We start from the raw sequence: 24697 nt of genomic DNA, 5'->3' as shown, positions 1-24697 counted from the left end.
TTGCTGTTATTGCGCAAGCAGCTATCAAAAAGATAGCCGCTCATCGTGAACTCAAGCAGCCAGTTTGGCCTTGACTTGGCTTACGATGCTGCCAAAGGCAGCCTTGTCGTGCACTGCGAGATCGGCCAACATCTTGCGGTCGATCTCAATGGATGCCTTCTTCAGGCCGTTGGCGAACTGGCTGTAGGTCAGGCCCAGTTCACGGGCAGCGGCGTTGATACGGGCGATCCACAACTGGCGGAACACGCGCTTCTTGGTGCGGCGGTCACGGTAGGCATATTGCCCAGCCTTCATTACCGCCTGTTTGGCGATACGGTAGACATTACCGCGGCGACCACGGAAACCCTTGGCAAGGGCGAGAACTTTCTTGTGACGGGCACGGGCCGTTACACCACGTTTGACGCGAGGCATGTATGTACTCCTTGTTCGTCGTTAATTACACGCCCATGCCGGGCAGCATTTGTGCGATAGAGCCCATATTGGTCTCATGCACAGCAACTGCACCACGCAGGTGGCGCTTGTTCTTGGTGGTCTTCTTGGTCAAGATGTGACGTTTGAAGGCTTGACCGCGCTTGACGGTGCCACCGGGACGAACGCGGAAACGTTTTTTCGCGCTGCTCTTGGTCTTCATTTTGGGCATGTGAATGCTCCTTTTCTTTGTGCTCGTGAGGCGTTTGCAAACCGATCTGCAAACTTGTTGGCCCCGAGCCACTTTTATCGAAAGGCTCGCGCCTTTCGCTCGGCAGCGCCGAAACACTGCCTTTTTGAACACCGCCCCTCGCAGGAGCAGCGTTCAAAATTTCACACCAACCAGTGCAACCTCAGGCTGCAGTGCCAGTTGCCGGAGCGCCTTCTGCAGCTTGCTTGGCTGCAGCAGGCTTCTTTTTACCGGGGGCGATCATCATGATCATCTGACGGCCTTCCAACTTGGGAAACTGCTCGATGATGATGCTGTCTGCCAATTCGTCCCGAATGCGATTCAACAAGGCAAGACCCAACTCTTGGTGCGTGATTTCGCGGCCACGGAAACGCAGCGTGATCTTGCACTTGTCGCCATCCGCCAAAAACCGACGGATATTGCGCATCTTGATGTTGTAGTCACCATCGTCCGTACCTGGGCGGAACTTGACTTCCTTGATCTCAATGACCGTTTGCTTGGCTTTGGCTTCCGCCGCACGCTTTTGCTCTTGGTATTTGAACTTGCCATAGTCCATGAGGCGGCACACCGGAGGATTCGCCGTGGCAGCGATTTCCACCAGATCCACATCCAGCTCACCCGCCATGCGCAAGGCTTCCATCAGGCTGACGACGCCCAAGGGTTCATTTTCAGGCCCGGAAAGACGAACTTCCGGAGCCATGATTTCACGGTTCAGGCGATGCTTGCGCTCTTCACGGTGGCGACGATCACGAAATTCAGTAGCGATGGCTATCTTCCTTCAATCAAATTACTACAAACTTTGTAGCTACAACCGCACACATGGCAGGCGCCGAAGCATGTTTTCACGAAAAATCAGGCTTTGGTGGCGATGTCTTGGGCGATCAGCTCAGCGAACGCTTCAACAGACATCACGCCGAGGTCACGATTGCCCCGGCCACGCACTGCGACGGCTCCTGCGGCCTTCTCCTTGTCGCCCGCGACAAGGATGTACGGCAGCTTTTGCAACGAATGCTCACGTATTTTATACGTAATCTTCTCATTGCGCAGATCGACCGCCACTCTAAGGTCTTGATTCGGCAGTGCTTTTTGCAGCTTTGCAGCAATTTCGCGACAGTAATCGGCCTGTGCGTCCGTGATGTTGAGCACTGCAACCTGCACTGGCGCCAACCATAGAGGGAAGGCGCCGGCATAGTGCTCAATCAGCATGCCGATGAAGCGCTCCATGCTGCCCACGGTCGCACGGTGCAGCATCAAAGGGCGCTTGCGGCTGCCATCTTCAGCCACATATTCTGCGTCTAGGCGCTCAGGCAGATTGGGGTCGATCTGCATCGTGCCGCACTGCCACTGGCGACCCAGCGCATCCTTGAGCGTGTACTCGATCTTGGGACCGTAGAACGCGCCCTCGCCTTCGGCGATCTCGAACTCGCAGCCCGAATGGCGCAGGCCATCCATCAGCGCCTTCTCGGCGCGGTCCCACGATTCATCGGTGCCGATGCGCGCCTCGGGCCGCGTGGCCACTTTGTAGATGATGTCGGTAAAGCCGAAGTCCTTGTAGACCTTCTGCACCAGTGCGGTGTAGTTGGCGCACTCTTCCAGCACCTGCTCTTCGGTGCAGAAGATGTGTCCATCATCCTGCGTGAAGCCACGCACACGCATGATGCCGTGCAGGCCACCCGTGGGCTCGTTGCGATGGCAGGCACCGAACTCGCCATAGCGCAGCGGCAGGTCGCGGTAACTCTTGATGCCCTGCTTGTAGATCAGGATGTGCCCAGGGCAGTTCATCGGCTTGAGCGCGTACTCGCGCTTTTCCGACTCGGTCGTGAACATGTTGTCGCGGTACTTGTCCCAGTGGCCTGTTTTCTCCCACAGGCTCTTGTCCAGGATCTGCGGGCCCTTGACCTCCTGGTAACCATTGTTGCGGTACACGCGGCGCATGTACTGTTCCACCTCTTGCCACAGCGCCCAGCCCTTGGGGTGCCAGAACACCGTACCCGGGGAATGCTCGTCCATGTGGAACAGATCCAGCTCCCGACCCAGCTTCCGGTGGTCACGTTTCTCGGCCTCTTCCAGCATCGTGAGGTACTGCTGCAGCTCTTCCTTGGACGTCCACGCGGTACCGTAGATGCGCTGCAGCATCTCGTTGCGGTGGTCGCCACGCCAATAGGCCCCTGCCACCTTCATCAGCTTGAAGAACTTGAGCTTGCCTGTGCTGGGAACGTGGGGACCACGGCACAGGTCCTCGAAATTGCCTTCGCGATAAAGGCTCACATCTTCATTGCTGGGGATGCTGGCAATGATCTCCGCCTTGTAGTGCTCGCCAAGTCCCTTGAAATAGGCTACGGCCTCGTCACGCGGCAGCACCCGGCGCACCACGGGCTCGTCCTTCGCAGCCAGTTCGGCCATGCGTTTTTCGATGGCCACCAAGTCTTCGGGAGTGAAAGGACGCTTGTACGCAAAGTCGTAGAAGAAACCGTTTTCGATCACCGGACCGATGGTCACCTGCGCCTCTGGGAAGAGTTCCTTGACGGCGTAAGCCAGCAAGTGGGCCGTGGAGTGGCGAACCACCTCCAGACCATCCGCATCCTTGGCCGTGATGATGGACAGTGGGCTATCTGCCGTAATCTGATAGCTGGTATCTACCACCTTGCCATCGATCTTGCCAGCCAGGGCCGCCTTGGCGAGTCCCGAGCCGATGGATGCAGCCACTTCGGCCACAGTGACAGGACCTGGAAACTCGCGCTGCGAACCGTCAGGAAGCGTGATGTGAATCATGGGAGTAACTCTTTCTTTTCAATCAGTGCAGTGGGTACGGGCACGCGCCAGGCCCAGAAAACAAAAAAGCGCGGAACAGGTCCGCGCTTTCTGGAGGAGGTGTGCAATCTCGTGCAGGCGCGAACAGCCAGCCTCAACGGCCGGTCAACATCTCCGATGTAGTTCGCGGTGTCATAACCAGATTGCCTTTCTCGCTCTTGTGCAGTGGAATTTCCGCCATTTTACCCTCGCATCGGAATTGAATGCCCAAACAGGACACCTGCCCCTATCCACCGATGGCATTTCCGCCACAGCCATGGGGGGAGGGCAGGTACGTCCGCCAAGCGGGCGCTAGGCTCTCTGGCCACGCAGGCCAATGAAATTTCGACGCGGAAGCCACTGCCGATCCAGGTGGAAACTGTGCGATGATTTTTAGCCGCAAGAGACATGACAACGACCTTGGGCACCATGAAACGTGAGAAAGTCCTGCGCAGAGACACCACCGGCTCGTAGCCGATCTTCGGCCGGGATCGGCTTTATGAGAATGTTTATGCACCCAGAGATTTCCGTTGTCATCCCGGTTTATTGTGAAGAAGCAGGCATTCGCCACACGCTGCGGGAGGTGGAGAAATTTCTGACTTTGTCAGCATCCACTTGGGAAATCGTGGTGGTGGATGATGGCTCCAAGGACAACACTTGGAACGAGATCACAACGATCTCTCAAACCCTGCCCCAGTTGCGGGGTCTGCGCCTGAGCCGCAATTTTGGCAAGGAAGCAGCAGTCTCGGCAGGCTTGGAGGCCGCAGGCGGCAAAGCGGTGATCATCATGGATGGAGACATGCAGCATCCCCCTTCCCTGCTGCCGACCATGATCGAGACATGGCGCACGGGCGAGTTTGACATCGTGGAAGCCGTCAAATCCAGCCGGGGCGACGAATCTGCCCTCTCTGCTGCACGGGCAAAACTCTTCTATCTGATTTTGCGGGCCTTCTCGGGCCATGACCTGAACGGCGCATCAGACTACAAGTTGCTCGATCAACGGGTCATCGAAGCGTATCGCACGATGAAAGAGCGCAACGTGTTCTTTCGCGGCATGATCAGCTGGATGGGATTCAGGTCTACACAGATTCCCTTCGAGGTCGAGCCACGCATCGCTGGCGATTCGGGATGGTCCGTCTTCGGATTGATTCGCCTCGCCGCCATTGCCGTCACGAGCTTCAGCACTTTTCCACTGCATCTGATCACGATTTTTGGCGTGCTCTTTTTTGCCTTTTCCGTGGTTCTGGGGATGCACACGGTGTACATGAAGTTGTCGGGGGCAGCCATCAACGGCTTTACCACCGTCATCTTGCTGCTGTTGATCATTGGCAGTTCGCTAATGATCGGCCTCGGAATCATCGGCGAATATCTGGCACGCATCTATGACGAGGTCAAACAACGGCCCCGCTACATCGTCTCCCAAAAGCTGCCGCTGAGCCCATCTTCTGAAAGCCCAGCCAGCCATTGAGTCCGCCACGCCGCTCGTCTCGGCACATCCTCGCGCAATGACCCCGCGTTCTGCGCCACCGTGGGACCAGTGCGCGGCCGTCTAGCATTCCTTCTGAACAACGCCTGGACCTTCACGCACAAGACCTCGGACATGCCACAGGCAATCTCCGTGAACGGCCCCGACCCAACCCAGCAAAGTGTGGCTCTTGTACGCTCTTGCCCTTCCACAAACAGGGCACCGTACCCAACCACCAGATGATCCAGAAGGTAGACATGCAGACAGCCGCTTTTCCAACCACCCAGCGAACATCGAGTGACTGGATAGCACTGATCTTCGTCGCCGTACTCGGGGCCATCCAGGTCTATTTTTTTGACATCACATTCCATGGTCCGGACCAGATCCGCGATGTGGAAATTGCACGCAGACTGATTCATCACCAGGAGTGGCCGCTCAACGGCCCACCGCTGTTCGGGGAACGTTTTAACCTGCCACCGGGCTTTTACTATCTGCTTGCCCTGCCCCTTCTTGTCAGGGACACAGAAGCCGCGATCTTCATCACATTTGGTGCCCTGTTTGCGCTGTCGGTCTGGTACCTATTGCGTGTAATCCAGGCGCATTTGGGCTCCAGGTGCGCACTTTCCTATGCAGTGCTGGCGTTTCCCATCTTTGCGTCTTTTTATACCCATAGCGCCTGGAACCCCGCCCTGGTAATGACACTGAGCAATGTGGTCCTGGGCTTGTTCATCCGCCTAGCGCACCAACGCCGCCACGATGGGCTGCTGCTTCCCCTGGCCGCATTCCTGCTCGTGCAGATACACCCTTCTGCCGCGCCCCTGCTGCTGGGTCTGGGAGCCTACGCACTGCTGAATTACCAGATTCTCCTGAACCGCAAGACACTGGCGTCCCTGCTCCTCGTTGCAGGGCTGACATGGGTGTGGATCAGCATGTCAGGTGTTATTTCCAAGCTCCTATCGTCGGCCCCGGCGTCCGCCGGCATATCCCCCGGCAATGGCTGGCTCACCAATCTGGTGGACGTGGCCAAATGGCGCGACGTTTTCCTGATGCCCTACAGCGCCATTGAAAGCATCCAGCCGACCATCAACGGACTGGGCGCACTGGCAGGCTTTCAACTGGCCCTGATGGGAGTGGGTGTGTTGTTGGGCATCGTCTTTGCGGGCAAAGAGCGCACCATCCGCTGGATATTGACCACCACGGCGCTGTGGTTCATCGTTTCCATGGCTTTCCTGAGCCAGGGCGCTTTCTGGCACCTGGATGTGGTGCACCCATGGCTTGCTGTACTCGCTGCCTCGGGACTGGCGCGCGCCAGCGAAAGAACCAGGCTGTCCACCAGGCGTTTCAATGCCGTGGCCGCAACATCCCTGGCCCTCATTGTCGTCGCCCATCTGACCCTCTACACGCAGTTCGAGAAGAAGGGCAAATACGATCTCTTGCTCGCTTCGCTGTTTTTCCCCAAGCTGGAACCCCTGGATTACAAAATTCCGGGATACACGTTCAAGCACCTGCATGCAATGCGCGACAGCCTGGCGAGCCGAGGGATCTGCCAGGATCAGGTCATTGGCCTGGACCCCATGGTGATGGGCAATGCGGTCAATCGAACGCTCAACGCGCCGTGCACCTCCCGAGCGACCACGGGACAGGCTTCGCAGAACCTGTATTTCATATCCGGCGAGCAGGATGCACTCCTGTTTGACTTCACCCAAGGCTTGCAACCCTTGACCACAGTGGGCTCCAGCGGGATTTACGCAGTCAAGAACACCGGTGCTCTGCTCAACGGCAAAGCCGAAAACAATGTCTTGTCGCACAAAAAAATGGACTACATGACCTTCCTGCCCGCGCGACTTGAGGATGGCCTGACCATCACTCTCCCGCCAGCATCAGACACCATCTTGCGTGTTGCCTTGCGGTGCGGCCGGGACTACCCCATCGGGCAACAGACGCACTGGACGGTGCAAGGCGCAGAGTACAAAAAACCCCTGGTAGCCATACACACCCGCTACCTGGGGTCCAACTACTACGACCTGGAATGGACACTGACCATACCAGCAGGCCAAACCCAGGGCGCCACGGTTTCCTCGACGCTGGGTCCGCTCGATTGCGACGTCTCCGCAATAGCCCGTCCTCTCCAGATGCACTGACAAGCCCCCTTGAAAAGGCTGCAAGAAGCGTCACGGTAAAGCTCGTGGGCGGTGAAGTGCCTGGGTCCGGACCAACACCCAGGAAAGCGGAAAAAAGTCCCTCCGCAGGGTGGCCTCTTGTTTTTCTGCACCGGCTCTGTGTCGCAACGGCCATATGGTCGTTCGGGATGCAACCTTTCAAGCCGAAAGTCATCACAGGCGGCCGATGACGCAACATCAGTGCGTTCCACGGCTGCGCTGGAGGCCGGATGATCCTGGGCATCTGTCATGGATGCGCGGTGTCCCAATCTTGCAATCTTTCAAAATTGCCGATCTCCATCGCCGTTGTCAGCGGCCGGCGGTGTGCGCCCAATACGGTAGAGAGCAAAATTTTCTCGGCGCCAAGGTACGCGCTCCGGGAGAGTTCTTCTTCTGAAGAGCCACAATGCGGCAGCCTGATATCCATCAAGATCACATCCCCAGCTTCCACACTGATGGATTGAACGAGAGAGGCATCAGCAGGTTCGCTGGCGGAATCGCTGTCGAGAGAAATGGGCGCCAAATGGGCGCCGGGCACCGTCTTCAGACCCTTTCCGGCCTGCAGATAGCTGCCGCGTTAGGCCGAGTAGCCCTAAGAGTCGGGAGAGAGGAGATGGTACTTTCTCTCAATCTCAGGCAGCAGACGCTGAATAACTTCGCTCAACTCAACGCACTGTATTGGCGTCATCACGGGAACAGTCATGGAAACTCCTTGCAACCTGTGCTGCACAGCAAATGCGTTTCCTTGTGCATGCGCTACGGCATCATTGCGGAAATCTTCAACCGCAGCTAGCCAGCTTCGAAATCGCAGCAGTTCTTCCCGCACAGGAAACGCGGCTACTTCAAGTTCTTCTCTTAGCGCCTTAGTCTCTGGAGACTTGTTGCCCGCCACTTGACCACCGTCCGCATAACCGCTGTTGTATAGCTGCATGAAGTACACCGCAGCCAGTTTGTTCAGATGCATCGAAGCCTCGGAGCATTCGCGCGGCAACGGCAATACGCGGTCGTAGCTAGCGAGCACTACAGCATCATCCGCGTAAGCCACTAGGCGAGAGTATGGCCGCCCTGTTTGCGCTTCATAGTGCTGATGCTGAGCCCTTTCGGTCGCCAAGATTGCGTCAGCTTCCGCCGCATACAGCAAGCGCGCCGCCAACTCTAGACAGGATTGCGCATCAACTAGAGCGGATATCCAGAGCAGTAAGCGCCCTCTCAATTCTTGACTCACAGTTAATCGTAAAAAAGTTGATGAAATGCCGAATACCCCAGAGCCCTTTATCGGGCGCTGGGGTGCATGCTGATTGGTAGTCCTGGGAAGAACTGGACCACCGACACAAGGATTTTCAATCCCCGTGTCACTCGGCGTCAGATCAGTGGAACTGCTCTTCTTCGGTCGAACCCGTCAGGGCCTTCACAGAGGACGAGCCGCCCTGGATCACCGTGGTCACGTCGTCGAAGTAGCCTGCGCCCACTTCCTGTTGGTGCGACACGAACGTGTAGCCCTTGTCGCGTGCTGCGAATTCTGGCTCTTGCACCATGTTCACGTAGTGCTTCATGCCTTCGCCGTTGGCGTATGCATGGGCGAACTGGAACGTATTGAACCAGTTGATGTGGATGCCGGCCAGCGTGATGAACTGGTACTTGTAGCCCAGGGCCGACAGGTCTTCCTGGAACGAAGCGATCTGGCTGTCGTTGAGGTTCTTCTTCCAGTTGAACGATGGCGAGCAGTTGTACGACAGCAGCTTGCCGGGGCAGGCGGCGTGCACGGCCTGGGCGAATTCGCGGGCGAAGCCGATGTCTGGCACGCCGGTTTCGCACCACACCAGGTCGGCGTAGGGAGCGTAGGCCACGCCACGGCTGATGGCTTGTTCCAGGCCGTTCTTGACGCGGTAGAAACCTTCTTGCGTGCGCTCGCCGGTCAGGAACGGCTTGTCGTTGGCATCGTGGTCAGACGTGATCAGGTTGGCAGCTTCTGCATCGGTACGGGCCAGCACGATGGTGGACACGCCCATCACGTCGGCCGCAAAACGTGCGGAGATCAGCTTTTCGCAGGCTTCCTGCGTAGGCACCAGCACCTTGCCGCCCATGTGGCCGCACTTCTTCACGGCAGCGAGTTGGTCTTCGAAGTGCACGCCGGCAGCGCCCGACTGGATCATGTTCTTCATCAGTTCGAAGGCGTTCAGCACACCACCGAAACCGGCTTCTGCATCGGCCACGATGGGCAGGAAGTAGTCGATGAATTCCTTGTCGCCGGGGTTGATGCCACGGCCCCACTGGATTTCGTCGGCGCGCTTGAAGGTGTTGTTGATGCGGCGAACCATGGTGGGCACCGAGTCGTAGGCGTACAGCGACTGGTCGGGGTACATGGTCTCGGACGTGTTGCCGTCAGCGGCCACTTGCCAGCCCGACAGGTACACGGCTTCCAGACCGGCCTTGGCCTGCTGCATGGCCTGGCCGGCGGAGATCGCGCCGAATGCGTTCACGTAGCCCTTCTTGGCGCCGCCGTTGATCTTGTCCCACAGCTTTTCAGCGCCGCGCTTGGCCAGCGTGTGCTCGATAGGCAGCGAGCCGCGCAGGCGCACCACATCGGCGGCGGAGTAGCCGCGCTTCACGCCCTTCCAGCGGGGGTTCTGGGCCCAGTCTTTTTCCAGGGCGGCAATTTGCTGTTCGCGGCTCAGTTGTTCGTTGAGGGATTGGGGCATGAGATCACTCCAGAGGTTGGTTGAAAACGCCGGGCTGCTTGTGCTGCCCTTGGAGATAACTTTAAGTCTTCTATAAGACTTGAGCAAGCTCTTATGTCTTATACAAGAGATAAATTTTCTCCTTGAAAAACAACAACTTAATCACACCATTTCTCAATACAGAAATTGATTTCTCATATCGAGAAAAATTGCGGCAATGCAACATCTATCGTATTCTGCATTACGAAATCCAGTTTTTGCATTACAAAAATCTATGGCGTCACAGGGTGCCCAAACGCGGGGCCTTCAGCCAGTCCCCCTCGGGAATGCGCGGCGCAGAGACCACATATCGGGGATTGATCTCATAGACCAGGCAGGACACGGCTCGCCCGCCCACATCGACCACGATGTCACGCTTCACATACTCGTCGCTGGGATTGGCGCCCAGGTCCTCGATCTCGTCCAGAACGGTCTCCAGAGCAGGCTCAATGGCATACACCTCGCCCTGAACCCACAAGGGCCCGCCCAGCGCCATGCCCGGATAGGCTCCCAGGTGGTAGAGCACCCCCTCCACTTGGGCGGTGCCCAGGAACCGGGGCGCCGGGCGAAGGCGGGTGATGTCATTGGATCCGCCGCGCCGCAGCGTGCCATAGACAAAGACACAGCGCAGGGAGGCAGCGGGCAGGATTTCGTCGGGCATGATGCGCACCTCTTTTTGGCATAAAACAGGTTCTTGTCAATCTCCAGTCTAGTGAACACCATCCCCAGCCGACCTTTCGCGTATCTGTGCCTGGCCCTCAGCATGGCGCTGGTGGGCAGCTACGTGGCGCTGTCCAAACCCCTGGCCGCCGTACTGCCGGTATTCCTGCTCGCATGGATGCGCTTTGGCATTGGCGGTGTGGCCATGCTGCATTGGCTCAGGAAGCCCGTGGACGAGCCCCCACTCACCCCACAAACCCGGCGGCTGCTGTTTCTGCAATCGTTCCTGGGCAATTTCCTGTTCACCATCTGCATGATCTACGGAGTGAGTCTGACCGATGCCGTCTCGGCCGGCGTGACCCTGGCTGCGATTCCCGCCGCAGTGGCGGTGATGGGCTGGGCTTTTCTGCGGGAACGCGTCGCACCACGCACCTGGGCGGCCGTGGCCTGTGCCGTGGCGGGAATTGCCTTGTTTTCGCTATCAAAACAAGAGCATTCAGCGCTTACTGGACAAGCGCTGGGCACTAAAAATTCTCAAAACTTTGCCTGGTTGGGGCCTTGGCTGCTGCTGGGCGCGGTGGTGTGCGAGGCGGCCTATACGGTGATCGGCAAGAAGCTCACGGGCAGCCTGGGCCCCAAGCGCATCTCCTCGCTCATCAACCTGTGGGGCTTTGTGCTGTCCACGCCGTTCGGGCTGTACGCAGCCTGGCATTTCGACTTTGCCGCCGTGGGCTGGGGCATCTGGACGTTGCTGGTGTTCTACGCGCTGGCGGCCTGCGTGTGGACGGTATGGCTCTGGATGACCGGGCTCAAGGCCGTGCCAGCAGCGCAGGGTGGCGTCTTCTCGGTCATGCTGCCAGTGAGTGCAGCCTTGGTAGGCGTGCTGGTGCTGGGTGAATCACTGACCCGCTGGCAATGGGCGGCGTTTGCCATCGCACTGGCCAGCATGCTGCTGGCCACCCTGCCCTCACGCGCCGCCCTGCGTGTGGGTCGGCATGGCGGCCGCGCAGGCTGATGGGGGCCCACCAGCCACCCAGCCCCAACGGCTACGCAGCCAACGGGCGCGCGCTGACGACGATGCCATCCGCATCGGCATACAACCAGTCGCCCGGCCGCACCCAGACCCCCTGGATCTGCACAGCAACATCGCGCTGTCCTTCCCCCCGGCGCTCGGTCGGCAAGGGAATCAGCGCCAGTGCACGAATGCCAACGGCCGCCGCGTTCAACTCGGCCACGTCACGCACGCAGCCGTCCACCACCACACCGGCCCAGCCATTGAGCGCAGCGGCAGCCGCCAGATTGCCCCCCACAAGCGCCCGGCGCAGCGATCCGCCACCATCCACCACCAGAACGCGGCCCTCTCCCGGCGACTCCACCGCAGCCTTGACCTGCGTGTTGTCCTCATGGCACTTGACGGTGCTTATCGGGCCTGCAAACGCGGCCACGCCGCCAAAACTCTGAAAAACGGGGGGCAGAACGCGAAAAGCCCCGGTCATGTCGCCCTTGTGCACATCGCAAAAATCGCAGGTACTAAAGGGGGCGGCAGAAGGTGCAGCAGTCATTTTTGGAAGGCCTTTCGGACGAAGTGAACAACGGGAACGCAGCGGGCGCACAGCGCCGGACAGGTTGCCCCGCATTGTCATACAGCCCCAGGGGGCGGACTGGAAAACGCGGCCAGCGCAGGCGGCTTTGTCAAGGCAGAAGCGCCGCGTGGGCGACTTATTGGCCTGCACGCGGCACCACCGCTACAAATCGAGGCAAAAAAAGCCGTTTCTCCCTTGGAAACGCGTTTTTTTCCCAGTAGCATCAGCCTGCCAGTGGGAAAGCCTAGTTTTCGCTGGTGAAAATTTACTTCCAACAAGGAAAACCCAACATGGCAACTGCAAAAAAAGCTCCGGCAAAAACAGCCCCCGCAGCCAAGACGGCTGCTGCCCCCGCCAAGAAGCGCACCCCCAACGCTGCTTTCATGAAAGCACTCACGCCCAGCCCCGCGCTGGCCGCCGTGGTGGGCTCGGCACCGCTGCCACGCACGGAGATCATCAGCAAGCTGTGGGTCTACATCAAGGCCAACAACCTGCAAGACGCTGCCAACAAGCGCAACATCAACGCCGACGCCAAGCTCAAGGAGCTGTTCGGCAAGCCCCAGGTCTCGATGTTTGAACTGGCTGGCCTGATCGGCAAGCACGTCAAGTAAACACGCACCCTGGTGCACAAAGAAGCCGGCCCAGCCGGCTTTTTTTTCGTCTGGACTCCGGCAAACTGTGGCGTATTGGCATCAATGCAAATGAGAATGACCCGCATTTGATGTAACATAAAGAAGCAAGTCGAAGCACAGCCATGTTGATCTAGCCACTGCCTTTCGTCTGCAATCAGCGCCCCACGCGCCACCTGCACCCATTCCCCATCGACGGAGGCCATCTTGGCAAAAACACGCGCTCAGCGCCGCAGCTCCGTGCTGCGCCCACAACAATCCTCTCCCTCCCCCGTGTCCACCACATCGCGCGGCTTGTCCTCCGACAAGGCACTGCTTCCGCTGGGCGCGCTGATGCTGGCCGCCTCCGTGGGCGCCATGGCACAAACCACCACACCAGAGAAAACACTGGCCCCCGTCGTGGTCAAGGAACGGGCCGAAGCCCCTGAGGGCAAAGACAGCGTGCGTGCCACCGAGACCACCATTGGCAAGGGCAAGCAGCAGCTGCGTGATATTCCGCAGTCGATCACGGTGGTCACCGAGCGCCTCATCGACGACCGTAACCTCGACACCGTCAAGGAAGCCCTGAAGAACACCGCCGGCATCACTTTTCTGGCGGCCGAGGGCGGCGAGGAAGACATCCGCCTGCGCGGCTTTGCGCTCCAAAGCACGGGCGACATGTTCATCGACGGCATGCGCGACCCCGCGTTCTATGACCGCGACACCTTCAACCTGGACCGCGTCGAGCTGCTGCGCGGATCCGCCTCCATGCTGTTTGGGCGCGGCTCCACCGGCGGCGCTGTGAACCAGGTCAGCAAGGCCCCCCGCCTCATCGATTCGCACCAGGTGGACCTGACCCTGGGCAGCCACCAGTACCGCCGCATCACGGGCGACTTCAACATCCTCACGGGTGAAAACGCCGCCCTGCGCCTGAACGCGATGAGCACCACGGCCGACAACAACGGCTCGGGCAGCAGCCTTGAGAAGAAGGGCATTGCAGGCACCTACGCCTTTGGCATCGGCACGCGCGACGAGTTCGCCGTGAGCCTGTACCACCTGGACAACAAGAACGGCATGAACTACGGCATGCCCTGGATCCGCCGCAGCGCCAACTCGCCTGTCAGCGACACCACGCTGCTGCCGCTGGACCCCAAGAACTACTACGGCGCCGCCAGCGACTACAACGCAGGCAGCGCAAGCTTTGCCACGCTGGGCCACATCCACCGCTTTGACGGCGAATCGGAGCTCAAGACCCAGGTGCGTTTTGGCCGCTTCGAGCGCGACCAGCGCGCCGGCACCGTGCGTCTGGCCGCCGCGGCCCAACAGCCGGGCGGCATCGCCGCAACGCTGGACAGCTTCGGCCCCGCCACGCGCCTGACGCGCGGCACGCAGCTCAAGATCCAGAACATGGACACCGTGCACCTGCAAAGCGACTTCAGCAAGAAGTTCGAAGCACTGGGCTACAAACACGAATTGCTGGCAGGCGCCGACTTCGCGCACGAGAAGAAGACCGTGTACGCCGCACGCAACGCCGCGCAAGGTGGCGTGGACCTGGTCAAGCCCCCCACCACCGTGGCCACGCCCAACGATGGCGTCGGCGTGGACGAAACACGCCGCGTGCTGCGCACGTCGAGCGACTTCGATGCCAAGGGCTACGGCTTCTATGCCCAGGACCTGATCCAGATCGCTCCCCACTGGAAGCTGCTGGCCGGCCTGCGCTACGACAACATGGATGGCAGCTACAACACGTTTGGCATCCCTGCTGCAGCCCCAGGCCCTGTCACTACCACCAGCTACCGCCAGAAGATTTCCGAGTGGAGCAAGCGTGCGGGCGTGCTGTACCAGCCCAACGATCTGCAGTCGTACCACTTCTCGTACGGCACCTCGTTCAACACCTCGGGCGACACGTATTCGTACAGCGCCGCGACGGTGAACACGCCCCCCGAAGCCAGCCGCAACATCGAGATCGGTGCCAAGCTGGACTCGGCCGACAAGCGCTTCACCACGCGCCTGGCCGTGTTCCACTCCACAAAGTACCGCGAGCGCAACACCGATCCCGACCTGAATATCGCCGTGCTGTCGGGCAAGCGCCACGCTGCCGGCGCCGAGATCGACGTCACTGGCCGCCTGACCTCCAAGTGGGAGGTCTACGGTTCGTACATGTGGATGCCCAGCGCCAAGATCGACATCGGAGCTGAAGGCGCCGAAGGCCAGGGCAGCCGCCCATCGCTCACGCCCCGCCACAGCGGCACGGTGTGGACCACCTACCAGATCACACCTGAACTGCGTGTGGGTGGCGGCCTGAACTTCCGCAGCTCGCAAACCCCCAACCGCAACCCCGGCTGGGAAGTGCCTGGCTACGTGACCGCCGACCTGATGGCCGAATACGCCATCAACGAGCGCTACACGATCAAGGCCAACCTGAGCAACGTGACGAACAAGCTGTACGCCGACTCGATCTACAGCGGCCACTACGTGCCCGGCGCAGGCCGCATCTTCCAGGTCACGGCCAGCATGAAATTCTGATCTGCGTCACAACGTTTCTTCAAGGTATTTGCCGCCCCCTTACCGGGGCGGCTTTTTTGCTTTACAACCCACGCCATGCTGCTCACGCTCCCCGATCTTCTCTCGCCCCACGACCTGCAGACCGCCCGCCAGCTGCTGCGCAATGCCCCTTGGGCCGACGGCAAGGACAGCGCGGGCACACAGGCGCGCCAGGCCAAGAACAATGAACAACTGCCACGCGACTGCGAGGCCGCGCAGCGCATTGCAGCCCTGGTGATGGCGTCGCTGGACCGCAGTGCGCTGTTCCTGACCGCCACCCTGCCCAAGCGCGTGTTTCCCCCACGCATCAACCGCTACGGCGGCGGAGCCAACCACTACGGCGACCATGTGGACAGCGCCGTGCGCCAGATGGCCGACCGGCGTGAACGCCTGCGCACTGACATCTCGTGCACGGTGTTCCTGTCGGAGCCCGACGAATACGACGGCGGCGAGCTGTGCATCGACGACACCTTTGGCGAGCAGCGCGTGAAGCTGCCCGCAGGCCACGCGGTCATCTACCCCGGCACCAGCGTGCACCAGGTCAGCCCCGTGACCCGCGGGCACCGCATGGCCTGCTTCTTCTGGGTGGAAAGCCTGGTGCGCAGCGACGAGCAGCGGCGCCTGCTCTACAACATGGACATGGCCCTGCTGCGCCTGCGCCAGCAGCACGGCGAGTCGCCTGAGACCGTGGCGCTCACGGGCACCTACCACAACCTGTTGCGCATGTGGGCGGATACGTGAGCCAGCCTCCCGCCGATCCCCGCACCGCGCTGCCGCCCGGCATCGTGAACCTGGCGGACCACGAGGCCCATGCCGCCACCCACCTGGAGCCCGGGGCCTGGGCCTACTTCAACGGAGCTGCGGCCGACGAGATCACCCTGGCTGCCAACCGCCGGGCCTGGGACCAGATCGGCTTGCTGCCCCGCGTGCTGCGGCCCCTGGCGGGCGGGCACACACGCGTGGAACTGCTGGGCCGCACGCTGGCCCACCCCATCCTGCTGGCCCCTGTGGCCTACCAGCGCATGGCCCACCCCGACGGCGAACTGGGCGCAGCCTATGCCGCGGCCGCCCTGGGCGCGGGCATGGTGCTGAGCACCCAGGCGAGCACCCGGCTGGAGGCTGTGGCCAGTGCCATCCGGGACGATGCGGGGCGGGGGCCGTTGTGGTTCCAGCTGTACCTGCAGCACGACCGCGATTTCACCCGTGAACTGGTCGAACGGGCCGAACGCGCGGGCTGCGAAGCCCTGGTGCTGACGGTGGACGCGCCCTGCCACGGGGCACGCGACCGCGAACGGCGGGCCGGGTTCCGCCTGCCGGCTGGCATCAGCGCCGCCAACCTGCTGGGCATGCTGCCCCCGCCGAAAGTCCCGCTCGCCCACGGCCAGAGCGCACTGTTCGATGACTTGCTGCAGCACGCCCCCACCTGGGCCGATGTGCAGTGGCTGCAGTCCATCACCCGGCTGCCCGTGCTGCTCAAAGGGGTGCTGCACCCCGACGACGCCCGTGAGGCCGCCAGCCTGGGCGTGGCAGGAATCATCGTCTCCAACCACGGCGGGCGCACGCTGGACACCACGCCGGCCACCGCCACCCAGCTGCCGCAGGTGGTCGAGGCGGTCCGCGCCGTTCACCCAACGATGCCTGTGCTGGTGGACGGGGGCATCCGGCGTGGCACCGACGTGCTCAAGGCGATGGCGCTGGGGGCCAGTGCCGTGCTGGTGGGGCGCCCCGCCGTCCACGGCCTGGCCAATGCCGGGGCTGCCGGCGTGGCCCACGTGTTGCGGCTGTTGCGCGATGAACTGGAGATCGCGATGGCGCTCACCGGCTGTGCCACCTTGGCCGACGCCTCCCCCGCGCTGCTGGTGCGGCGTTGACGACTTTCCGGCGATCTGGCGCTTTGTCCCCGTTGCGGGAAATGATTTATTGCAAATGCGATAGATTCGTATTTATAATGCAGACACCTTCAACAGCCAGCCACACTGCCTGCCGCCATGATCGTCTGTGTTTGCCGCCGGATTTCCGACCGTGAGATTGCCCGCCACGCACGTGCAGGCATGAGCTTTGACGAAATCCAGTTCGAACTGGGCGTGGCCACCCAATGCGGGTGCTGCGAAAGTTGTGCCCGCGATGTCGTGGCGCAGTGCAGTGCATCGAATCCGGTGGCCGCCCTGCACAATGAGGCAGCGCCGAAAACGATCCAGCTTGCCAGCTCCATCCTGGAAAGCAAGTCATGGAACTCCTCTCTACACTCGCAGGCAGCCTGATCCTCGTCGCAGGCTCGGCCTGGTGGATTTTTCGCAAATAATCGAGGTCTTTTAGGGCGCTAGCGCTTGATGTACAAGCGCTAGCCGCTATCATTTTTATGTCTCACCCTGATCGTTTTGCCACCCCCGGGGGGTTCAGCCGCAACACCGTGATCGTGGGCTCTGTCGTCGCTCTGCATGTTGCGGGCCTTTGGGCCCTGCAGTCCGGCCTGCTGCGCAAGGCCGCCGAGATCATCGTGCCGGCGGAACTGCTGACGGAGTTCATCGCGCCACCCGCCGCACCCAAGATCACGCCCCCGCCGCCCGCCCCCCCGCCACCGCCCAAGCCCGCCCCCAAGGTGGCTCCGCGTCCCGCGCCCATGCCGGTGGCCATCGCAGACCCCACCCCCGCACCCAATGCCCCCACGGGCATCACCACACCCCAGCCGCCTGCGCCCCCCATCGAGGCGCCCATGGCTCCGCCCGCGCCAGCCCCGGCGCCCCCGGCTCCGCCCGCCCCCCCCAAGATCGAGCTGCCGTCCAGCGACGCCGCTTACCTGAACAACCCCAAACCCAGCTACCCCGCCATCAGCAAACGCATGGGCGAGCAGGGCAAGGTGATGCTGCGCGTGCTGATCGGCATCGACGGTACCCCGCAGAAGGTGGAAATCAGCAAGTCCAGCGGCTTCGACCGCCTGGACCGACAGGCCCAGGAAGCCGTCATGCGCTGGCGCTTCGTGCCCGGCAAACGCAACGGCGTGCCCGAGACCATGTGGAACCTGGTCCCTGTCAACTTCGTTCTCGAATAACCAAATTCACCACCAATTACCGCTTTAGGGAGTTTTTCTCATGGAATCGCAATTCGGCATCGCCAACGTCTGGATCCAGGGCGACTTTGTCACCCGCGCCGTCGCCATCCTGCTGCTGGCCATGTCGCTGGCCTCGTGGATCGTCATCCTCATCAAGGCCCTGGACATCATCAAGTTCAAGAAGCACACCCGGGCTGCCCAGGACTTCTGGCACAGCGAAGACTTCGCCGCTGGCCTGACCAAGCTGGGCGCCGACCCGACCAACCCCTTCCGCCACCTGGCGCTGGAAGGCCGTGAGGCCACGGCCCACCACCGCAACACCAAGGCGCACCTGCACGACAGCCTGGACGTGAGCGACTGGGTCACCCGCTGCCTGCGCAACTGCATCGACGAATTCACGTCGCGCCTGCAGTCCGGCCTGGCCATCCTGGCCTCGGTGGGTTCCACCGCCCCCTTCATTGGCCTGTTCGGCACCGTCTGGGGCATCTACCACGCGCTGCTGGCCATTGGCACTTCGGGCCAGTCCACCATCGACAAGGTGGCCGGCCCCATCGGCGAGGCGCTGATCATGACGGCCCTGGGCCTGGCGGTCGCCATCCCTGCGGTGCTGGGCTACAACGCGCTGGTGCGTGGCAACAAGTCCATCCTGGGCGGCCTCAACAGCTTCGCCCATGACCTGCACGCCTACTTTGTCACCGGCGCCCGCGTGAATGCGCCCGGCGAGCAAGGCAAGGTCCTGCCCATGAAGAAAGGTGGCTAAGCCATGGCCTTCGGAACCCAAGACGACGCCGATGACGTGATGAACGAAATCAACATGACGCCCCTCGTGGACGTCATGCTGGTGCTGCTCATCATCTTCATCATCACCGTGCCCGTCATGAAGCACTCGGTCAACGTGGACCTGCCCCGCGCCACCAACCAGCCCGAGAACATCAAGCCCGAGACCGTGCGCCTGTCGGTGTCGGCCGATGGCAAGTATTTCTGGAACGAATCGCAGGTCACGGAAGAAGAACTCTTTCCCCGCCTGCAGGCCGAGGCCGCCAAGGAGCCCCAGCCTGACCTGCACATCCGCGGAGACAAGGAAGTGCGCTACGAACGCGTGGCCCAGGCCATGGCCGCAGCGCAACGTGCAGGTGTGCGCAAGATCGGGTTTGTGACCGAGCCCCAGTCCTGAGCGGAGCGTGCGGTTGGCATGCCCGCCGCACCCGATGCGCCAACAGCCTCTGACTCCGCCGGGCTCTCAGCCCGGCAGCCTGTTCAAGCCGCTGCCCGGTACAGCTTTGCTGGCCGGGCAGCGGCGTTGAAGGCCCCCGGAAAAGCGCCCCGGACCGGCCAGAAAAAACAACAAAAAGAAACATCAAACCCGCTTGACTTGTAATTGCGAATCGTTATCATTAACAAAACGCACTGCAACGCAACAGGAAAAATCTTCATGCAAGCCACATTGACCGCCGCCTCGCTCCTGCGTCCTCTTTCCGCCGACAAGGCTGCCTCGCAGGTCGGCCACGAAGGGGCCGTACCTTTTGCAGAGGCTGGCGCTGCTGCCGTGGACAGCAGTGCCTTGCTGCAAGGCCAGAAGGCGGTCGCCATCAGCCACAACGGTTCGGTCTACCGCCTGCAGGCCACCAAGCTGGGCAAGCTGATCCTGACCAAATAACGGCGTTTCTCCCTCCAGCGTGAACGGGTGAACGCAAAGGCCCAGCACAGGCACTCCAGACAGGTTTCATCGTGGGGCGACTCCCGGGCTTGCAACAAGCTCGCAAGGGTCGTTTTTGCCAGCCAACGGGTTCGCCCGCGTAGCCAGGCTTTTTTTCTGCCCAGTTCTCCCCGCCCCAGGAAGCTTCGAACCCAACAAAAAAACCGGCCACTGGGCCGGTTTTTTTGTTGGGAATGCAGGTTTGGAGTGCAAATTTGAAGATTTTTGGCAGCTAGCGCTTGATGGACAAGCGCTCGCAGCTATAAATTCAATAGCGCCTTCGATAACCCATGTGCATCAAAGCCCAAGCGCTGCAATCCCGGCACGGGCAATTTGCGCATCCTCGGTCGACTTCACGCCACTCACACCCACAGCACCCAGGCACTGGCCGTCCTTGAGGATCGGCACACCGCCTTCGAGCAGGCCGTCGATGCCAGGCGCGCTCAGGAAGGACGTGCGGCCCCCGTTGACGACGTCCTCATACACCTTGCTCTCACGGCGGCCCAGGGCAGCCGTGCGGGCCTTGGACGGGGCGATGTGCGAGGACACGGCGGCGGCGCCATCCAGGCGCTGCAGCCACAGCAGGTGGCCGCCATCGTCGACGATGGCGATCGTTACCGCCCAGTTGTTCTTCAGGGCTTCGGCTTCGGCCGCAGCGGCCACCGCCTTGACGTCGGCCAGTTCGAGTTCGGGTTTGGTTTTCATGGAGCAATCCGGAAAAGGAAGAAATGAAATGGAGGGTGAAAGGGTTGCCAGCAGGCCGCCCCCGGCACCAGAACTGGCAAGCATAGCGGCATCGCAGCGGCCCTTCACCCCCACCCAGGGTGAAAGAACCCTTACCAAAAGTAGGTGACCCAAAGCGGTTATTGCAAGGCCAAAAACCATCACCACCTAAAATTTGTCGTGTCTGCGTTGTGCAGGCCAACAAGGAGAGACACAAGATGAATGACCAAGTCACCACCCTGGGCCACTCTGCGGGCTATGGCATCTCGCAGGAAGAGCGCCACAAGGTGCTTCGCAATACTTACTGGCTGCTCGCGCTGAGCATGATCCCCACGGTGCTCGGCGCCTGGGTGGGCGTGGCCACGGGCATCACCCAGTCGCTGCGCGGCGGCGTGGGCCTGATCGTTTTCCTGGGCGGCGCATTCGCCTTCATGTTCGCGATCGAAAAGACCAAGCGCTCGGCCGCTGGCGTGCCGGTGCTGCTGGCCTTCACGTTCTTCATGGGCCTCATGCTCTCGCGCCTGATCGGCATGGTGCTGGGCTTCAAGAACGGTACCGACCTCATCATGACGGCCTTTGCCGGCACCGCAGGCGTGTTCTTCGTGATGGCCAGCCTGGCCAGCGTGATCAAGCGCGACCTCTCGGGCATGGGCAAGTGGCTGATGGTGGGCGCACTGGTGCTCATGGTCGGCGCCGTCATCAACGTGTTTGTCGGCTCCTCGGTCGGCATGATGGCGATCTCGGTGGCTGCCATCGGCATCTTCAGCGCCTACATGCTGTATGACCTGAAGCAGATCCTGGACGGCGGCGAAACCAACTACATCAGCGCCACACTGGCGCTGTACCTGGACATCTTCAATGTGTTCCAGAGCCTGCTGGCCCTGCTGGGCATCATGGGTGGCGAGCGGGACTGATCCCCTCGTACTCGCGTGTGACCATCCTCAAAGGCTCCTCCGGGAGCCTTTTTTCTTGTACCTTTGCGCCGCCCGGGCCTCAATAGCGCGCACGGCGTGCCGATAATGCAAGTACATGTATCGCAAACCTTCCTCCACCGCATTGCGGCTGCTGGCTCTCTCCAGCATCCTGCTGCTGACTGCCTGCGACAAGATTCCCGGCCTGGGCCCGGACCCGCGCGTCGCCCAGCGTGAGGAGGAAGCCAAGGCCATCGGCGGCGCCTGCCGCCACGCACTGCGGGGCCTGGAAGACTGCTACACCCTGAACCCCAAGGCCGCCAAGGCCTCGGTGTTTGCCGGGTGGAAGGACATGGACGCCTACATGCGCGAGAACAAGCTGGAAGGCACACCTTCGGTGCTCGGCAAGGTGGAAAAGCCCGAACGCACAGAGCGGTCCGGCGACATCGAGACCGAACCCCGCGACCCCGCTGCCAGCCGCAGTCGCAGCTAACAACCCCATCCCGCCATCAGCATCTGAGGGGGCAGCCAGCACAGTGGCCGCCCTGCCCTCGCCTTGGGCTCAGACGCGCTCGAACACCGCCATGCTCTCCACGTGGGCCGTGTGCGGGAACATGTTCACCATGCCCGCCGCCGTGCACTGGTAGCCCCCCAGGTGGACCAGCAGCCCGGCATCGCGGGCCAGCGTGGCGGGGTTGCAGCTCACGTAGACGATGCGTTTCGGGGGCGTCCAGCCCTCGGCCCCAGCAGGCAATGGCCCTGCGCCCTCGGCACCGATGCGCGCCTGCTCGATGTCCGCAAGGGCCTTGGCCAGGGCGAATGCGCCTTCGCGGGGCGGGTCCACCAGCCATTTGTCGGCAGATCCGTCGGCCACCAGCATCTCTGGGGTCATCTCGAACAGGTTGCGCGCTACAAAATCAGTAGCTGCCAGCGCTTTATGGTCATGCGCGACGGCCTGATTCAAGGCATAGTTTTCGCGCGAACGTGCCACCAGCGCCTCGCTGCCCTCAATGCCCAGCACCTCGCGGGCCTGCGTGGCCAGCGGCAGTGTGAAGTTGCCCAGGCCACAGAACCAGTCGATCACACGCTCATGGGGCTGCACATCCAGCAGGCGCAGCGCGCGCGACACCAGCACGCGGTTGATGTGCGGGTTCACCTGCGTGAAATCGGTGGGCTTGAAGGGCATGGTGATGCCGAAGTCCGGCAGTGCATACGACAGCTGCTCGCCGCCTTCGTCCAGCAGCTTCACGGTGTCCGGCCCCTTGGGCTGCAGCCACCATTGCACGTGGTGCTCGGCCGCAAAGGCGCGCAGCCGGGCGAGGTCATCCGCGCTCAGCGGCTCCAGGTGGCGCAGCACCATGGCAGTCACGGTGTCGCCACAGGCCAGTTCGATCTGTGGGCAGGTGTCGCGTGCGTCCATGCCTGCAATCAGCGCCCGCAAGGGCATCAGCATGGCGTCCACATGGGGCGGCAGCACAGGGCACTGCTGCATGTCTGCCACATAGCGGCTTTTGCGTTCATGAAAGCCGATCAGCACCTGGCCCTTCTTGATCACATGGCGCACGGACAGCCGGGCGCGGTAGCGATAGCCCCAGGACGGGCCTTCGATGGGGCGCAGCATGGTCTGGGCCTTGACCTTGCCCAGGTGCCAGAGGTTGTCTTCCAGCACCCGCTGCTTGACGGCCACTTGGGCGCCGACATGCAGATGCTGCATCTTGCAGCCGCCGCAGGCACCGGCATGCAGGCCAAAGTGTGGGCAGCCAGGGCGCACGCGCTGCGACGATTCACGGTGAATCGCCAACAGGCTGGCCTGCTCCCAGTTGTTCTTTTTGCGGTGGGTGTTGGCGGTAACCAGCTCGAATGGCAAGGCACCGTCGATGAAGATGACCTTGCCGTCGGGCTTGCGGGCGACGCCCTGGGCATCCAGGTCCATGGACTGGACCTGCAGCCAGCCCTCGGGCAGGTCGCCCTGGGAATTCTGCTCGGTCGGTTCAAACGCGGGGGATAGTTCTTTCGGTTCGCTCATCCCCCGATTGTCTCAGGCCCGGGACGCCCTTCCGCCGGGGCCGCCGCACCGGGGTCCTGAGAACCTGCTCACGATCGCGCAGGGGATCGTGAGCCGCTTCTTAGCCGCGATCTGCGCGGGCAGGACGGCCGCCCATGCCCATGGAGCCCGTGGCCCCCTGTGCGGACGCCAGAGGCAGCTTGTTGATGGGGAGGTCGCAGTTGTGGTTGTCGGGCGAGAACACCAGCGTGGAGCCCGGGGCAACGAGAGGCAGGGTCTGGTGAATCTGGTAGGACATGTCCACCGGCGGCTCCGGCGCGCGGTACACGATGTCCTTGTCGGGGCCGTAGACCACGTAGCACGAGGCCGCGGCCGACTGGCTGAAAAAGGCGGCTGCCAGCAGGGCAGCAGCAGCGTATGGGAAGCGGATCATGGTTCTTCTCCTCAATCTGGCAGGTCTGCTGGGCATTATGCGGGCTTTGGCAGGTCGAGCCAATGTGGGTGTGGCCTGGAGGCTGCGGTGTCGTTGCACTCTCCACGTGGCTTTCAACGCAGATGCAGGTGGTTGGTGTGCTTGACCTCCTCCATCACCGCATAGGTACGCGTCTCGCGCACGCCCGGCAGTTGCCACAGCACGTTCCCCGCAAACACGCGGTAGGCATTCATATCGGCTGAGCGGGTTTTGAGCAGGTAGTCGAACCCGCCCGCCACCATGTGGCATTCCATGATCTCGGGGTGGACCTGCACGGCAGCCTTGAACTGGTCGAACACGTTGGGCGTGGTGCGGTCCAGCAGCACCTCTACAAACACCAGCATTCCCGCGCCCAGCTTCAGGGGGTTCAGGCGCGCCTCGTAGCCCAGGATGAAGCCATCGCGCGTGAGGCGTTGTACCCGCGCCAGCACGGCCGTGGGCGACAGGGCTACAGCCTCGGCCAGCTTGAGGTTGGCAATGCGGCCGTCTTCCTGCAGGATTGACAGGATCTTGCGGTCAATGCGGTCCATATCGGGTTCTGTTTGCATGTCGATTAGAGTTTTATTCGGCTTCAGCGCCAATTTTCAACCATTTATTCATCAACAACCCAAGGATCATCGCTAATAACGCGCCCAACCAACACTTCCCACCGTGTTG

Annotated in this window: 27 protein-coding genes; 14 read left to right on the top strand and 13 right to left on the bottom strand. The window is 61.5% G+C overall.

Going from position 1 to position 24697, the window contains the following annotated elements; genetic code table 11:
• Positions 1–51: 51 nt before the first annotated feature.
• From rplT to thrS, 4 genes are all read right to left on the bottom strand, one after another.
• Positions 52–411, bottom strand: a complete 360-nt coding sequence (gene rplT / locus ASE39_RS06185; RefSeq protein ID WP_010465961.1) for a 50S ribosomal protein L20 — start codon at positions 409–411, stop codon at positions 52–54.
• 25 nt (positions 412–436) lie between these two features.
• Positions 437–640: a 50S ribosomal protein L35 gene (rpmI, locus tag ASE39_RS06180; protein WP_010465963.1), complete on the bottom strand. Its 204-nt coding sequence runs from the start codon at positions 638–640 to the stop codon at positions 437–439.
• A 181-nt stretch (positions 641–821) separates the two neighbouring features.
• Positions 822–1424: a translation initiation factor IF-3 gene (gene infC / locus ASE39_RS06175; protein ID WP_167539801.1), complete on the bottom strand. Its 603-nt coding sequence runs from the start codon at positions 1422–1424 to the stop codon at positions 822–824.
• An 86-nt stretch (positions 1425–1510) separates the two neighbouring features.
• Positions 1511–3430: a threonine--tRNA ligase gene (gene thrS, locus ASE39_RS06170; protein WP_057270561.1), complete on the bottom strand. Its 1920-nt coding sequence runs from the start codon at positions 3428–3430 to the stop codon at positions 1511–1513.
• Positions 3431–3959: 529 nt separating this feature from the next.
• Between thrS and ASE39_RS06165 the strand changes: the two genes are divergently transcribed.
• On the top strand, positions 3960–4916 hold the full coding sequence (locus tag ASE39_RS06165) for a glycosyltransferase family 2 protein (protein WP_199864246.1): 957 nt from the start codon (positions 3960–3962) through the stop codon (positions 4914–4916).
• Positions 4917–5170: 254 nt separating this feature from the next.
• Positions 5171–7054, top strand: a complete 1884-nt coding sequence (locus tag ASE39_RS06160; protein ID WP_140426691.1) for a hypothetical protein — start codon at positions 5171–5173, stop codon at positions 7052–7054.
• Between the two features lie 265 nt (positions 7055–7319).
• On the opposite strand, the gene ASE39_RS26260 is transcribed toward ASE39_RS06160, so the two are convergent.
• The 4 genes from ASE39_RS26260 to ASE39_RS06145 form a co-directional block, all read right to left on the bottom strand.
• Complete coding sequence (locus ASE39_RS26260; RefSeq protein ID WP_140426690.1) at positions 7320–7610, bottom strand: hypothetical protein; 291 nt, start codon at positions 7608–7610, stop codon at positions 7320–7322.
• A gap of 54 nt (positions 7611–7664) precedes the next feature.
• On the bottom strand, positions 7665–8297 hold the full coding sequence (locus tag ASE39_RS26255) for a hypothetical protein (protein ID WP_140426689.1): 633 nt from the start codon (positions 8295–8297) through the stop codon (positions 7665–7667).
• Between the two features lie 142 nt (positions 8298–8439).
• Positions 8440–9771, bottom strand: a complete 1332-nt coding sequence (aceA, locus tag ASE39_RS06150) for an isocitrate lyase (RefSeq protein ID WP_056171944.1) — start codon at positions 9769–9771, stop codon at positions 8440–8442.
• Positions 9772–10030: 259 nt separating this feature from the next.
• Positions 10031–10450, bottom strand: a complete 420-nt coding sequence (locus ASE39_RS06145; RefSeq protein WP_010458162.1) for a gamma-glutamylcyclotransferase family protein — start codon at positions 10448–10450, stop codon at positions 10031–10033.
• A gap of 51 nt (positions 10451–10501) precedes the next feature.
• On the opposite strand from ASE39_RS06145, the gene ASE39_RS06140 reads away from it, so the two are divergent.
• Positions 10502–11464, top strand: coding sequence for a DMT family transporter (locus tag ASE39_RS06140; RefSeq protein ID WP_258070057.1), 963 nt, complete (start codon positions 10502–10504; stop codon positions 11462–11464).
• A 31-nt stretch (positions 11465–11495) separates the two neighbouring features.
• Here ASE39_RS06140 and rraA read toward each other — a convergent pair whose 3' ends face one another.
• Positions 11496–12011 (bottom strand): ribonuclease E activity regulator RraA, encoded by a 516-nt coding sequence (gene rraA / locus ASE39_RS06135; RefSeq protein WP_010458167.1) that lies wholly within the window; start codon positions 12009–12011, stop codon positions 11496–11498.
• A gap of 311 nt (positions 12012–12322) precedes the next feature.
• On the opposite strand from rraA, the gene ASE39_RS06130 reads away from it, so the two are divergent.
• The 9 genes from ASE39_RS06130 to ASE39_RS06090 all read left to right on the top strand — a co-directional run bounded on the left by ASE39_RS06130 (position 12323) and on the right by ASE39_RS06090 (position 19890).
• The gene (locus ASE39_RS06130) at positions 12323–12643 is read left to right on the top strand and encodes an SWIB/MDM2 domain-containing protein (RefSeq protein ID WP_010458169.1); all 321 of its coding nucleotides are present in this window, start codon (positions 12323–12325) and stop codon (positions 12641–12643) included.
• Between the two features lie 351 nt (positions 12644–12994).
• Positions 12995–15166 carry a TonB-dependent siderophore receptor gene (locus tag ASE39_RS06125; protein WP_085940279.1) on the top strand — a complete coding sequence of 724 codons (2172 nt, stop codon included), beginning with the start codon at positions 12995–12997 and terminating at the stop codon, positions 15164–15166.
• Positions 15167–15241: 75 nt separating this feature from the next.
• On the top strand, positions 15242–15925 hold the full coding sequence (locus ASE39_RS06120) for a Fe2+-dependent dioxygenase (protein WP_057270557.1): 684 nt from the start codon (positions 15242–15244) through the stop codon (positions 15923–15925).
• Positions 15922–17055, top strand: a complete 1134-nt coding sequence (locus ASE39_RS06115; RefSeq protein WP_057270556.1) for an alpha-hydroxy acid oxidase — start codon at positions 15922–15924, stop codon at positions 17053–17055. Before ASE39_RS06120 ends, ASE39_RS06115 begins: the two co-directional genes overlap by 4 nt.
• 117 nt (positions 17056–17172) lie before the next feature.
• Entirely contained in the window at positions 17173–17445 is a 273-nt protein-coding gene (locus ASE39_RS06110; RefSeq protein WP_010458177.1) for a (2Fe-2S)-binding protein, read from the top strand.
• 98 nt (positions 17446–17543) lie between these two features.
• Positions 17544–18233: an energy transducer TonB gene (locus ASE39_RS06105; RefSeq protein ID WP_057224979.1), complete on the top strand. Its 690-nt coding sequence runs from the start codon at positions 17544–17546 to the stop codon at positions 18231–18233.
• Positions 18234–18273: 40 nt separating this feature from the next.
• Positions 18274–18993, top strand: coding sequence for a MotA/TolQ/ExbB proton channel family protein (locus tag ASE39_RS06100; protein ID WP_010458181.1), 720 nt, complete (start codon positions 18274–18276; stop codon positions 18991–18993).
• Positions 18994–18996: 3 nt separating this feature from the next.
• Positions 18997–19407, top strand: a complete 411-nt coding sequence (locus ASE39_RS06095) for a biopolymer transporter ExbD (protein WP_010458183.1) — start codon at positions 18997–18999, stop codon at positions 19405–19407.
• A gap of 258 nt (positions 19408–19665) precedes the next feature.
• Positions 19666–19890 (top strand): hemin uptake protein HemP, encoded by a 225-nt coding sequence (locus ASE39_RS06090; protein ID WP_010458185.1) that lies wholly within the window; start codon positions 19666–19668, stop codon positions 19888–19890.
• 336 nt (positions 19891–20226) lie between these two features.
• Here the strand turns inward: ASE39_RS06090 and ASE39_RS06085 are convergent, their stop codons facing one another.
• Positions 20227–20634 (bottom strand): heme-binding protein, encoded by a 408-nt coding sequence (locus tag ASE39_RS06085; RefSeq protein ID WP_010458090.1) that lies wholly within the window; start codon positions 20632–20634, stop codon positions 20227–20229.
• 236 nt (positions 20635–20870) lie between these two features.
• Between ASE39_RS06085 and ASE39_RS06080 the strand changes: the two genes are divergently transcribed.
• A complete protein-coding gene (locus ASE39_RS06080; protein WP_010458089.1) occupies positions 20871–21566 on the top strand; it encodes a Bax inhibitor-1/YccA family protein in 696 nt (231 codons plus the stop codon).
• Positions 21567–21681: 115 nt separating this feature from the next.
• Positions 21682–22056 carry a hypothetical protein gene (locus ASE39_RS06075; RefSeq protein WP_010458088.1) on the top strand — a complete coding sequence of 125 codons (375 nt, stop codon included), beginning with the start codon at positions 21682–21684 and terminating at the stop codon, positions 22054–22056.
• Positions 22057–22125: 69 nt separating this feature from the next.
• On the opposite strand, the gene rlmD is transcribed toward ASE39_RS06075, so the two are convergent.
• The 3 genes from rlmD to ASE39_RS06060 all read right to left on the bottom strand — a co-directional run bounded on the left by rlmD (position 22126) and on the right by ASE39_RS06060 (position 24588).
• Entirely contained in the window at positions 22126–23589 is a 1464-nt protein-coding gene (gene rlmD / locus ASE39_RS06070; RefSeq protein ID WP_010458086.1) for a 23S rRNA (uracil(1939)-C(5))-methyltransferase RlmD, read from the bottom strand.
• A 100-nt stretch (positions 23590–23689) separates the two neighbouring features.
• Positions 23690–24001 (bottom strand): hypothetical protein, encoded by a 312-nt coding sequence (locus ASE39_RS06065; protein WP_010458084.1) that lies wholly within the window; start codon positions 23999–24001, stop codon positions 23690–23692.
• A 113-nt stretch (positions 24002–24114) separates the two neighbouring features.
• Positions 24115–24588, bottom strand: a complete 474-nt coding sequence (locus ASE39_RS06060) for an Lrp/AsnC ligand binding domain-containing protein (RefSeq protein WP_057270555.1) — start codon at positions 24586–24588, stop codon at positions 24115–24117.
• Positions 24589–24697 lie beyond the last annotated feature (109 nt).

Origin of the sequence: Acidovorax sp. Root267, from assembly GCF_001429215.1 — a bacterium.
Lineage (GTDB): Bacteria > Pseudomonadota > Gammaproteobacteria > Burkholderiales > Burkholderiaceae_C > Acidovorax > Acidovorax radicis.
This window is presented reverse-complemented; position numbering and strand designations above follow the sequence as displayed.

Excerpts from the sequence above, each read along its gene's own strand:
- ASE39_RS06075 (WP_010458088.1), top strand. The coding sequence starts at position 21,682 with ATGTATCGCAAACCTTCCTCCACCGCATTGCGGCTGCTGGCTCTCTCC.
- ASE39_RS06110 (WP_010458177.1), top strand. The coding sequence starts at position 17,173 with ATGATCGTCTGTGTTTGCCGCCGGATTTCCGACCGTGAGATTGCCCGC.
- rpmI (WP_010465963.1), bottom strand. The coding sequence starts at position 640 with ATGCCCAAAATGAAGACCAAGAGCAGCGCGAAAAAACGTTTCCGCGTT.
- rraA (WP_010458167.1), bottom strand. The coding sequence starts at position 12,011 with ATGACTGCTGCACCTTCTGCCGCCCCCTTTAGTACCTGCGATTTTTGC.
- aceA (WP_056171944.1), bottom strand. The coding sequence starts at position 9,771 with ATGCCCCAATCCCTCAACGAACAACTGAGCCGCGAACAGCAAATTGCC.
- ASE39_RS06095 (WP_010458183.1), top strand. The coding sequence starts at position 18,997 with ATGGCCTTCGGAACCCAAGACGACGCCGATGACGTGATGAACGAAATC.
- ASE39_RS06090 (WP_010458185.1), top strand. The coding sequence starts at position 19,666 with ATGCAAGCCACATTGACCGCCGCCTCGCTCCTGCGTCCTCTTTCCGCC.
- rplT (WP_010465961.1), bottom strand. The coding sequence starts at position 411 with ATGCCTCGCGTCAAACGTGGTGTAACGGCCCGTGCCCGTCACAAGAAA.
- rlmD (WP_010458086.1), bottom strand. The coding sequence starts at position 23,589 with ATGAGCGAACCGAAAGAACTATCCCCCGCGTTTGAACCGACCGAGCAG.
- ASE39_RS06125 (WP_085940279.1), top strand. The coding sequence starts at position 12,995 with ATGCTGGCCGCCTCCGTGGGCGCCATGGCACAAACCACCACACCAGAG.
- ASE39_RS06080 (WP_010458089.1), top strand. The coding sequence starts at position 20,871 with ATGAATGACCAAGTCACCACCCTGGGCCACTCTGCGGGCTATGGCATC.
- ASE39_RS06100 (WP_010458181.1), top strand. The coding sequence starts at position 18,274 with ATGGAATCGCAATTCGGCATCGCCAACGTCTGGATCCAGGGCGACTTT.
- ASE39_RS06085 (WP_010458090.1), bottom strand. The coding sequence starts at position 20,634 with ATGAAAACCAAACCCGAACTCGAACTGGCCGACGTCAAGGCGGTGGCC.
- ASE39_RS06105 (WP_057224979.1), top strand. The coding sequence starts at position 17,544 with ATGTCTCACCCTGATCGTTTTGCCACCCCCGGGGGGTTCAGCCGCAAC.
- ASE39_RS06160 (WP_140426691.1), top strand. The coding sequence starts at position 5,171 with ATGCAGACAGCCGCTTTTCCAACCACCCAGCGAACATCGAGTGACTGG.
- ASE39_RS06145 (WP_010458162.1), bottom strand. The coding sequence starts at position 10,450 with ATGCCCGACGAAATCCTGCCCGCTGCCTCCCTGCGCTGTGTCTTTGTC.
- ASE39_RS06130 (WP_010458169.1), top strand. The coding sequence starts at position 12,323 with ATGGCAACTGCAAAAAAAGCTCCGGCAAAAACAGCCCCCGCAGCCAAG.
- thrS (WP_057270561.1), bottom strand. The coding sequence starts at position 3,430 with ATGATTCACATCACGCTTCCTGACGGTTCGCAGCGCGAGTTTCCAGGT.
- ASE39_RS06065 (WP_010458084.1), bottom strand. The coding sequence starts at position 24,001 with ATGATCCGCTTCCCATACGCTGCTGCTGCCCTGCTGGCAGCCGCCTTT.
- ASE39_RS06165 (WP_199864246.1), top strand. The coding sequence starts at position 3,960 with ATGCACCCAGAGATTTCCGTTGTCATCCCGGTTTATTGTGAAGAAGCA.
- ASE39_RS06120 (WP_057270557.1), top strand. The coding sequence starts at position 15,242 with ATGCTGCTCACGCTCCCCGATCTTCTCTCGCCCCACGACCTGCAGACC.
- ASE39_RS06060 (WP_057270555.1), bottom strand. The coding sequence starts at position 24,588 with ATGCAAACAGAACCCGATATGGACCGCATTGACCGCAAGATCCTGTCA.